Genomic DNA, 10347 nt, shown 5'->3' with positions numbered 1-10347 from the left:
CGGGTTTTTTATTAGTTTTTTTACTTAAGCGTGTTTATGACGCATGTGCGGGAACAGGATCACGTCACGGATACTTGGCGCATTGGCAAAGATCATCACCAGACGGTCAATACCGATACCTTCACCCGCTGTTGGAGGTAAGCCATATTCTAATGCTTCAATAAAGTCTGCATCGAAGTGCATTGCTTCATCATCGCCTGCGTCTTTCTCGGCAACCTGTGCCTGGAAGCGCTCAGCCTGGTCGATCGGATCATTCAATTCTGAGAAACCATTTGCCAGCTCACGACCACCAATAAAGAATTCGAAACGGTCAGTGATGTGCGGATTGTGATCATTACGACGCGCCAGTGGAGAAGTTTCTGCTGGATATTCAGTAATGAATGTTGGCTGACGCAGTTTAGTTTCTACTGTTTCCTCAAACACGATAGTTTGCAGTTTACCCAAACCAAAACCTGGTTTCACCTGTTCTTTCAACTCTTCCTGAACGTATTTTGCCAGAAAGTCACGGTCGCCTACATTTTCAGGCGTGAACTGTGGGTTGTGCTCAAGAATCGCATCAAACATTGAGATTTTCTTGAATGGACCTTTGAAGCTAAATACTTCTTCGCCATAAGGCACATCAGTTGTACCCAAAATATCCAATGCCAGTTTTTCCAGCATTTGCTCAGTCAGTTCCATCAGGTCTTTATAGTCTGCATAAGCCTGGTAGAACTCGATCATGGTGAATTCCGGGTTATGACGAGTTGAAACACCTTCATTTCGGAAGTTACGGTTAATTTCGAACACACGCTCAAAACCACCGACAACCAGACGTTTCAAATAAAGCTCAGGTGCAATACGCAAAAACAGTGGCATGTCCAACGCATTGTGATGCGTTTCAAATGGACGCGCAGAAGCACCACCTGGAATCACGTGCATCATTGGTGTTTCCACTTCCATATAACGTTTTTCAGTCAGGAAGTTGCGGATACCAGCGACAACTTTAGCGCGGATTTCAAAAGTCTTACGTGTTTCTTCATTCACGATCAGATCCAGATAACGCTTACGATACTTCACTTCTGTATCTGTCAAGCCGTGGAATTTGTCTGGAAGTGGACGAAGTGATTTTGTTAATAATTCGAATTGTTCGATGTGTACATACAGATCGCCTTTACCCGAACGACCGATATAACCTTCAACGGCAATGATATCACCAAGGTCTAGACCTTTAATTGTAGCAAGTACTTCAGCATCTAATTCTTTACGAGGAACATAAAGCTGAATACGGCCAGTCATGTCCTGAATCACAATGAATGAACCACGGTTCAACATCACACGACCCGCAACTTTTACATACACCTTTTCGCCTGCTTCAATTTCTTCTTTTGATTGGTCAGCGAACTGGTCTTGAAGATCTTGCGCATAGTGCTCACGCTTGAAAGTATTTGGCCATGGGCTCTTGCCGGTTTCCTTGGCTTGATCTTCGATTTGCTTTAACTTGGCATGACGCTGTGCAATTAAATCGTTTTCGGAAATGATTTGTTCAGAAGTCGATTGAGCGTTAGTTTGCGTCATCTCTGCCTCGAATAAGATTAGTTAAAAAATAGAAGGTGCATACAATAGCAGATTTTGCAGTTAAATCGTAGCGTCCAGCAGCATCTCAATTGGCTTTTCTTTTCTAATATCTCGGGAAGACTCAAATTCCTCTTTTGGGCAGGGCCTTTCACCCTAACCAAGCCGAGGAATATACAGTTTTAATTGACCAATTAATCAAAAAATAACGTTTTAATATCAAATTCTTTACAGAACCTTTCAGTCTTTTTGACTAAGGTCGGCTTGGACTAAAGTCTTTAGACCAAATGCTAACTTCATTCCCTGTATAGAAGTTCTACAATGCTCCCTGACGCAAATCATTGCCGAACTATAAAACGAATTGATACGAACCACCATAATGAGCCAATGCACCTCTAAAATCCTGTTTTTTCATGGACTTGATTCTTCACGAGAATCTACGAAATTCCATGCCATCGATGCCGATCATAAATATTGCATTGATGTGGATTACCGCAACCTCAATTATGCTACTGTGGCAGAGTTTTATAACGAGATGATTGAAAAAATTCATCCAGATATTCTGGTTGGGCACAGTCTGGGGGGTTACTGGGCACTGAAAATGTCACAGCAACACCAGATTCCTTGTGTAATTGCCAATCCAAGCCTAGCCCCCTATTTCCGCGATGATTATCCTGCAATTTGTGATAATGACCTACAACATGACATTCCTCAGCTTGCCTATATTGAGTTAGGCGATGAAATACTGGATATGCATGCAGTACAGTCCCAACTAGAAGATTATATGCAGGTAGAAGCGGTTCCCGGTGGACATCATCGCCTTGAAACACCGGAACGGATCAATCCCCTGATCCTGCAAATCCAACAGAATCTGCAAAAAAGTTAAGTATTACATTTAAAGAAGCCATAAAAAAAGCCCTGCATATTGCAGGGCTTTTTATTCATCTGTTGCGCTTAAGCGGCATTAGCTTCAGGCTTAGATTTGTCATCCAATACAGACCAGATATTCAGCCCAAGATCACTATGTAAATCAGGTAGATCAAGAAAAATGCTCGCGCCGAGTACTTTATGATTACATTTTTCAGCCAGTTCATTGACAGCTTTCAATGTACCGCCAGTAGCCAATACGTCATCTACAATAATCACTTTTTGTGATTGAACCTCAGCAGACATTTCCAGACGGTCCAGACCGTATTCCAGGCTATAACCCACACCAACCACTGGAGGTGGTAATTTACCTGCCTTGCGAACCAACAACAGGCCCTTGCCGGTACGTTGTGCCAACAAGCTTGCCAATACAAAGCCACGTGCTTCAACAGCAATAAAGCTATCTACTTCTGCCAGTTTTTCAGCAGGAATGCTTGCAATCAAAGCATCAGTTAATGGACCGATGTTATTCATGAAAAGCGGTGTTAAGTCAAAGAAACTAATACCCGGCTTTGGAAAATCCTGGACAGTACGAATGTGAGACCACAATGAAGTAGACATATTGCTCATGGGAGATCGTTAGATAAGAAAAAGGAACCGGCAAATTTTAAACTGAATTACGACTAAAGGATAGGGAAAACCGAGTATTATTGCAGCAACACCCCTATTGACATGCAATTATTTACTTATATTTCATTAATTTATAAGAGCACTTTTTTCATAAAAACTTTAATGATTGTTTTAAATCCATGAATCATTACCCGACGGTAAAATATTGTTTTATTTCTCTCAGTGTGAGAAACAATAAGCTTTTATTTATTTGCATAAATAAAATTATATTCCGGCATTTCTAAGAGAATAAAAAGCTTGAGTAAAGGACTTTTACTGGCCCGGATCACTATTCTGCTTTTAATTTTGCTGTTTAAACTGTTATCTACTTTACTTTCTGAACAGAACTGCGTAAAAATTTAGCCAAATATGTCCGCTATTAAATGCCATATTATTAGAGTCTTGCCTGTTTAGGATTTTTGAGCCAGCTTCCATATTCGCTGGTTTTGGAGAGTTACATGAAAAAATATCAATGCATCGTTTGTGGATGGATTTACGACGAAGCGGAAGGTTGGCCTCAGGACGGGATCGTCCCTGGCACTAAATGGGAAGATATTCCAGATGACTGGACCTGCCCAGACTGTGGCGTTTCTAAAGTCGATTTTGAAATGATCGAAATCTGATTTCGCCCAAACAAAGGCCATATTGAGTGGTCTTTTTTTATGCCTTTCTACTATCTATAAAAAAGCATGGAGTTAAATATGCATCCTATCGTCATCATTGGTTCAGGTATGGCAGGCTATGCTGTCGCACGCGAATTCCGCAAGCTGAATCCAGACCATGAACTCGTCATGATTTGTGCCGATGATGCAACCAACTACGCCAAACCGACACTTTCCAATGCTTTAGTGGGCAAAAAAGCACCCGAAAATATTGCTTTGGGCGATGCTGCGAAAATGGCAGCTCAGTTAAATATGCGTATTGAAACGCATACTTGGGTTAAAGCCATTGATGCTACTGCACATGAACTGACTGTTGTAAAAGATCAGTCTGAGCAAAAACAGATATATTCAAAACTGGTTCTTGCCGTGGGTGCACAGCCAATTCGTCTGGCAATTGCTGGTGATGGCAGTGACGATATTCACGTGGTCAACAACCTGACTGATTATAAAGCTTTTCGTACCAGCCTGGAAAAACGCGAAGATAAGCGCGTAGTGATTTTGGGTGCCGGCCTGATTGGCTGTGAATTTGCCAATGACCTTCAGCACACGGACCATCAAGTGACTGTAATTGACTTGGCACCTCAGCCTCTAGCCCGTTTATTGCCTTCACATGTTGCAGATGTTTTCCAGCAAAACCTGGAAGAAACTGGTATTAACTTTGTATTAGGCACGACTGTAGAGAAAGTCTCTAAAGTCGAAAATGGTGACTACCTGGTGACATTAGCCAATGGTCAGTCAGTCGTTGCAGATGTGGTTCTGTCTGCGGTGGGCTTGCAACCAAATGCCTCGGTAGCCAAAGAGTCTGGTGTACAAATCGGTCGCGGTATCTTGACCAATAGCCAGCTCGAAACGAATTTAGCTGATATTTTCGCTGTCGGTGACTGTGCTGAAGTGAATGGTACTTTATTGCCTTATGTGATGCCAATCATGCAGCAGGCGCGTGCGCTGGCTAAAACCTTGAATGGTGAAACGACAGCAGTGCATTATCCAGCAATGCCTGTTGCGGTAAAAACACCTGCTGCCCCCCTGACTGTACTGCCTGCACCCGCCAATATTGATGTGACCTGGGACACTGAAGAGTTTGAGGATGGCATGATTGCCAAAGCCACAGATACTGAAGGAACCCTGCGCGGCTTTGTACTATTAGGCGCTACCGCAGCGAAACAGCGTCTTACATTGACTAAGCAGGTTCCTGACTTGATTCCTGTATCGGTTTAAGGTTTAAATACAAAGGACATTCTTTGTACAGAATGTCCTTTTATAGGGAACTTAACATGAATAGTCATGTGCAATCGAGTCTATTACCATCACCATATACTGCTTTCATGCATGAAACCAAGGTTGACCTTGGCAATGGTATTGAATTGCATGTAGAGGTAGGTGGTCAGGAGAATCACCCGACCTTGTTGCTGATTATGGGCTTGGGTGCACAGATGCTGTATTGGCCGGACTTTTTCTGTAAATCTTTTATCGACCAAGGTTTCCGGGTCATCCGTTTTGATAACCGCGATATTGGCCTATCCTCTAAAGTCCATCATAAAGGTCCACGATTAAATACCATTAAACTAATGGGTCGCTTCATGCTAGGCCTGGGTAACCAAGGGGCACCTTATACCCTGTATGACATGGCAGATGACGTCAGTCTGCTGATTGATAAAATGGAACTGGACGAGGTGTATGTACTCGGTGCTTCGATGGGTGGTATGATTGCCCAGATTCTGGCAGCACGTTATCCTGAAAAGGTTAAAAAGCTGGCCCTATTATTTACCAGTAATAATCAGCGTCTGTTACCTCCACCATTTCCAAAACAGCTCTTTAGTCTAATTGGCAAACCCGCTTCGCAGGATGAAAATGGTATAATTGACCATAGTTTGAAACTGTTTAACATCATTGGCTCGCCTGGTTATATCAATCAGCTTGAGGCAATGCAGACCGCCCGTAAATTATATAATCGAAGTTATTACCCAGCGGGTGTACTTCAACAGTTTTTAGCAATATTATGTACGGGCTCGTTGCTGCAACTGGATAAGCAAATCCGACAAGAGACGCTTGTAGTTCATGGTTCTCAAGATCGCTTGCTACCACCTAGCCATGGTAAGGCTGTTGCGAAAGCAATATCAGGTGCTAAATTTGAATTAATTGATGGAATGGGGCATGATATCCCACCGCATTTTATTCCATATCTTAGCGAATTATTTGCTGATCATTTTAAATCATAAAATTAGGACACTATGGCTGCATTACCATCCCTAAGACAGCTGTCATATCTCGTAACACTGTCTGAGACGCTGCATTTTACAGAAGCTGCTCGCCGTTCATTTGTGACCCAGTCCACCCTATCGGGCGGGATCATGGAGTTGGAGCGTTTACTCGGGGGCGTTCTTGTTGAACGTGATCGCCAGAATGTACGCTTGACTCCACTCGGAGAGCAAGTGGTTGCACGCGCTCGTGTTCTACTGGCTGATGCTCAGGACTTGATGCGTTTAAGTCGTGAGATGAGTGAACCTTTAACAGGTGATCTGCATTTAGGTGTGATTCCAACCATTGCGCCGTTCATTCTGTCGCAACTTCTTGATGAAGTGCATAAACAGTTGCCGAAAATTCAGCTGCATCTGCACGAAGCACAAAGTGAAAAAATTGTTGAAAAGCTGGAACATGGCAACCTGGATATGGTTGTACTGGCCCTGCCTTTTGATACACGTAGCCTAAAAGTTGCTGAAATTGTGAAAGAAGATCTGTATGTGGTTCATCACAAGTCAGATCAGAATGCAGCTCAGGCAACTTCCTTAGAAGATCTGGATCTTTCTCGTTTGATGTTACTTGAAGAAGGCCACTGTCTACGTGATCATGCTTTAAGTGCTTGTCCAATTGGTGAGCGTAAGAATGATCATCGCCTGAAAGCAAGCTCATTGCCAACGCTGATCGAGATGGTATCTTCCGATCTTGGTTTTACCCTGTTGCCTGAAATTGCACTTCATACCAACATGATTAAAGCCAATCCTGAGCTTCAGGTGAAAAAGATTGCTGCTGCACCAAGCCGTACCTTGGCATTGGTGACACGCAAGAGTACACCGCTACAAAGTGAATTCGATGTACTGCTACCTATCCTGCGAAAGATCGCGCAGCAATAATGATACTGCTATAGCGTAAAAAAGGAGCTCACACTGGCTCCTTTTTTTGTTTTTAGAGACAGCATATTTATATAAAAAGAGACTGAAAATTCAGTCTCTTTTTAAAAGGTTATGTCTTATTTAAAGGTTTCCAGTAACACGCGCTGTGCATTATGCGGCTGTTCACCTTGCGCAGGTTGTGCACGGATCCAGGTACCATCACTTTGCAGCAACCAAGATTGCTGATTATCTTTGAGATAGTTCAATAAGCCTTGCTGATAGATGCGTTTTTTCAATGTTTCATCTTCAATCGGGAAACAGGCTTCAACACGATTAAACAGGTTACGGTCCATCCAGTCTGCGCTTGAGCAATAAATGCGGGAATTGCCATTATTGCTAAAGTAATACACGCGAGTATGTTCCAGGAAACGTCCGACGATGGAACGAACGCGGATATTTTCCGACAAGCCCGGTAAACCAGGACGCAAACAGCAGATCGAACGGATAATCAGGTCAATCTGCACGCCTGCTTGCGATGCTTCATACAATTTATTAATGAGCTGTAGTTCTGTCAGCGCATTCACTTTGACAATGATCTGAGCCTTTTTGCCTTCTTTGGCATTGGCAATTTCATTGTCAATGTAATTCACCAGCTGGGTATGCAATGTAAATGGTGCATGTAACAGCTTTTTCAGCTTGGCCATTTTTCCCATACCGGTGAGTTCCTGGAAGATACGGTGTACATCTTCACACAGTTCTTTGTCTGTGGTTAACAGTCCATAATCAGTATAGATACGTGCATTACCCGCGTGATAGTTCCCGGTCCCCAAGTGTACATAGCGCACCAGCTTGTTATTTTCACGGCGTACCACCAGAATCATCTTGGCATGGGTCTTATAGCCAACAATGCCATAGACAACTACGGCCCCCGCTTCTTGCAGGACATTGGCTACGGCGATATTGGACTCTTCATCAAAACGCGCACGCAATTCGATGACAGCAGTCACTTCCTTGCCATTCCGTGCTGCTTCAGCCAGTACCTGAACAATTTCCGAGTCTGCTCCACTACGGTATAAGGTCTGCTTGATCGCCAAGACTTGTGGATCACGCGCAGCCTCACGCAATAATGAAATTACGGGCGAGAATGATTCAAAGGGATGATGTAGCAGGATGTCCTGTTTCTGCATCGCGCTAAAGATATTTTCTGATTTCTTTAGTACTTTCGGTACGATTGGCGTATGTGAATCATAACGTAAATGTGGACGTTTAAAATTCGATAATAGACGTGCCGGATTGACCGGTCCGGCAACCTTGTACAGATGCTCTTCTTCTAGATCAAATTCATCCAGCAGGTATTCATAAATATGCTTTGGACAGTTTTCTGTAACTTCCAGACGTACTGCACGCCCAAAACGACGCGAGTTCAATTCGCCTTTTAAGGCAATCGCCAGATCTTCGACATCTTCGTTTAAAGCCAGATCAGCATTACGGGTTACTCGGAACTGGTAGCAACCTGTTGCAGTCATACCCGGGAACAGGTCAGAGACATGTTCATGTATAATTGCGGAAAGCATCACATGATGTTCCTTGCCACCCGTTAATTCATCCGGTAAACGTACCACACGTGGTAATGAACGTGGTGCAGGAACAACAGCCAGATCGATCTGACGGCCAAAAGCATCCTTCCCTTCCAGCGTCACAATAAAGTTCAGCGACTTATTCACCAAGCGCGGGAATGGATGGGCTGGATCCAAGCTGATCGGGGTTAAGACTGGTGCCACCTGTTCCTGAAAATATTTTTTTATCCATTGTGACTGTGCTGGTGTCAGTTCACCGCGGCGCAGGAAACAGATATCTTCTTCACGCAGTTTAGGCAGAATTTCTTCATTCAGAATGCGGTACTGGCGTTCAATGGCAGCATGCGCAGTTTTGGAAATTTGATCCAGCACCTGCTTCGGCGTTAGCCCATCCGGACTACGACTTTCATTGCCCAGATCCAGCTGTTCCATCACCCCAGCCACACGAATTTCAAAGAACTCATCCAGATTACGCGAGAAAATCAGCAGAAAGTTCATGCGTTCAAGCAGTGGATGTAAAGGATCGACAGCTTGTTCCAAGACACGCAAATGGAAATCCAGAATAGACAATTCCCGGTTAATGTACCGGTCATTATAGGTATATTCAGTTTGTACCGAAGGGCTGTTGGCTGCCGTATTCATATCGAACCTTTAATCGTTTTAAAGCCTGAGTCATTAGTATCAGTATGCTTCAAATTTATGACAATTTCATAAAAAAAGCCCGAATTCTCGGGCTTTATGGCAATTTTTTTATAACGATTTTTTACTGTCAGGGTAATTCTGCATAGCGCATATAACGTTGAATCATGCGTTTACGTGCTTTTAAAGCAGAAGCATTGCGATTTTCTTCAAAATATTTTGGATTGGTCAAAATTGCCGCCAGGAAAATTGCCTCTTCTCTGGTCAGACTTTCTGAAGTTTTACCAAAATAATGTTTGGCGGCCGCTTCCACCCCGTAAATATGATGACCAAACTCAATCGAGTTTAAATACACTTCAAGAATACGCTCTTTCGACCACATGCGTTCCATCATCCAGGTGGCAACCGCTTCCTGACCTTTACGCAGGAAAGAACGTTTGTTGAACAGGAACAGATTTTTTGCCAGCTGCTGGGAAATGGTAGATCCCCCCGCAACAACTTTACCCTGCTCTTTATTACGGCTTAAAGCTGTTTGAATCCCATCCCAGTCAAAACCATGATGATGCACAAATTTTCCATCTTCCGCAGTCACCACTGCTTTTTTCAGATTGGTACTGATCTCATCATAAGGACGCCATTGGTGTTGAATGGGCTTGGAGGGTTCAGTCCAATAATCGATCCGCATCATCATCGTGGTATTGACCGGATTAAAACGCCACCAGGCCAGGCTGGCAAAGATCCAGAGCTGAATACATAAAACCACACTGAACAGCAGCAAGAATATTCGGATTAGAAAAGCTTTCATGTCAGTGGGTTACTCCTGAAGATGTTATTTTTTCGTGTTAAGCTTATTTGAAATATCTCATACAGCGCAAGAATAGCATGTCTGAATACGCACCTCCTTCCATTCACCGTAAACTGGACGTCCACACCTGGTGGTTTACTGCGGTATTGATTGCAGTGAATGTCGGATTGTTTGCCTGGCAGATTTTTACTGGCACAGATGCCAGCCATCCAAGTACGCAAGATGCCATCCGCTGGGGTGCTGATTATGCACCTTTGACTTATCTGGCGGAACCCATTCGCGTATTCAGCAGCATGTTTTTTCATTTTGGCCTGATTCACTTAATGTTAAACATGTGGGCGCTTTATATTTTTGGAAGCGTGGCAGAACAGCTATTTGGGCGCTGGTATTTTGTTGGCCTCTATCTTTGTGCTGGGCTGATGGGCAGTCTGTTCAGCGGTTATATGAATATTCAGGATAGTTATGCC

10 protein-coding genes are annotated in these 10347 nt (G+C 43.5%); 6 read left to right on the top strand and 4 right to left on the bottom strand.

The window, feature by feature from the left end; genetic code table 11:
• Nucleotides 1-24: 24 nt before the first annotated feature.
• The gene (gene lysS / locus B4033_RS07620) at nt 25-1554 is read right to left on the bottom strand and encodes a lysine--tRNA ligase (protein ID WP_008306008.1); all 1530 of its coding nucleotides are present in this window, start codon (nt 1552-1554) and stop codon (nt 25-27) included.
• A gap of 376 nt (nt 1555-1930) precedes the next feature.
• On the opposite strand from lysS, the gene B4033_RS07615 reads away from it, so the two are divergent.
• Nucleotides 1931-2437, top strand: a complete 507-nt coding sequence (locus B4033_RS07615) for a YqiA/YcfP family alpha/beta fold hydrolase (protein WP_004810867.1) — start codon at nt 1931-1933, stop codon at nt 2435-2437.
• 68 nt (nt 2438-2505) lie between these two features.
• Here B4033_RS07615 and B4033_RS07610 read toward each other — a convergent pair whose 3' ends face one another.
• Nucleotides 2506-3048: an adenine phosphoribosyltransferase gene (locus B4033_RS07610; protein ID WP_004810869.1), complete on the bottom strand. Its 543-nt coding sequence runs from the start codon at nt 3046-3048 to the stop codon at nt 2506-2508.
• A gap of 497 nt (nt 3049-3545) precedes the next feature.
• On the opposite strand from B4033_RS07610, the gene rubA reads away from it, so the two are divergent.
• The 4 genes from rubA (at nt 3546) to oxyR (ending at nt 6880) form a co-directional block, all read left to right on the top strand.
• Nucleotides 3546-3710, top strand: coding sequence for a rubredoxin RubA (gene rubA, locus B4033_RS07605; protein WP_004783011.1), 165 nt, complete (start codon nt 3546-3548; stop codon nt 3708-3710).
• Between the two features lie 78 nt (nt 3711-3788).
• Nucleotides 3789-4967, top strand: a complete 1179-nt coding sequence (locus tag B4033_RS07600; protein ID WP_286832961.1) for an NAD(P)/FAD-dependent oxidoreductase — start codon at nt 3789-3791, stop codon at nt 4965-4967.
• A gap of 56 nt (nt 4968-5023) precedes the next feature.
• Complete coding sequence (gene estB / locus B4033_RS07595) at nt 5024-5968, top strand: esterase EstB (protein ID WP_004893468.1); 945 nt, start codon at nt 5024-5026, stop codon at nt 5966-5968.
• A gap of 12 nt (nt 5969-5980) precedes the next feature.
• Nucleotides 5981-6880, top strand: coding sequence for a LysR family transcriptional regulator OxyR (oxyR, locus tag B4033_RS07590; RefSeq protein ID WP_286832958.1), 900 nt, complete (start codon nt 5981-5983; stop codon nt 6878-6880).
• A gap of 116 nt (nt 6881-6996) precedes the next feature.
• Here oxyR and ppk1 read toward each other — a convergent pair whose 3' ends face one another.
• Together ppk1 and mtgA are read right to left on the bottom strand one after the other, a co-directional pair.
• Nucleotides 6997-9078: a polyphosphate kinase 1 gene (ppk1, locus tag B4033_RS07585; protein WP_286832956.1), complete on the bottom strand. Its 2082-nt coding sequence runs from the start codon at nt 9076-9078 to the stop codon at nt 6997-6999.
• 127 nt (nt 9079-9205) lie between these two features.
• Nucleotides 9206-9880, bottom strand: coding sequence for a monofunctional biosynthetic peptidoglycan transglycosylase (gene mtgA / locus B4033_RS07580; protein WP_004810883.1), 675 nt, complete (start codon nt 9878-9880; stop codon nt 9206-9208).
• Between the two features lie 77 nt (nt 9881-9957).
• On the opposite strand from mtgA, the gene B4033_RS07575 reads away from it, so the two are divergent.
• The coding region (locus B4033_RS07575; protein WP_286832954.1) for a rhomboid family intramembrane serine protease at nt 9958-10347 on the top strand (390 nt) is incomplete at its 3' end.

It is taken from the genome of Acinetobacter sp. UBA3132 (assembly GCF_002364825.1).
Classification (GTDB): Bacteria; Pseudomonadota; Gammaproteobacteria; order Pseudomonadales; family Moraxellaceae; genus Acinetobacter; species Acinetobacter schindleri.
Note: the sequence above shows the minus strand (reverse complement) of the source record. Positions and strands in the feature narration are given on the sequence as shown.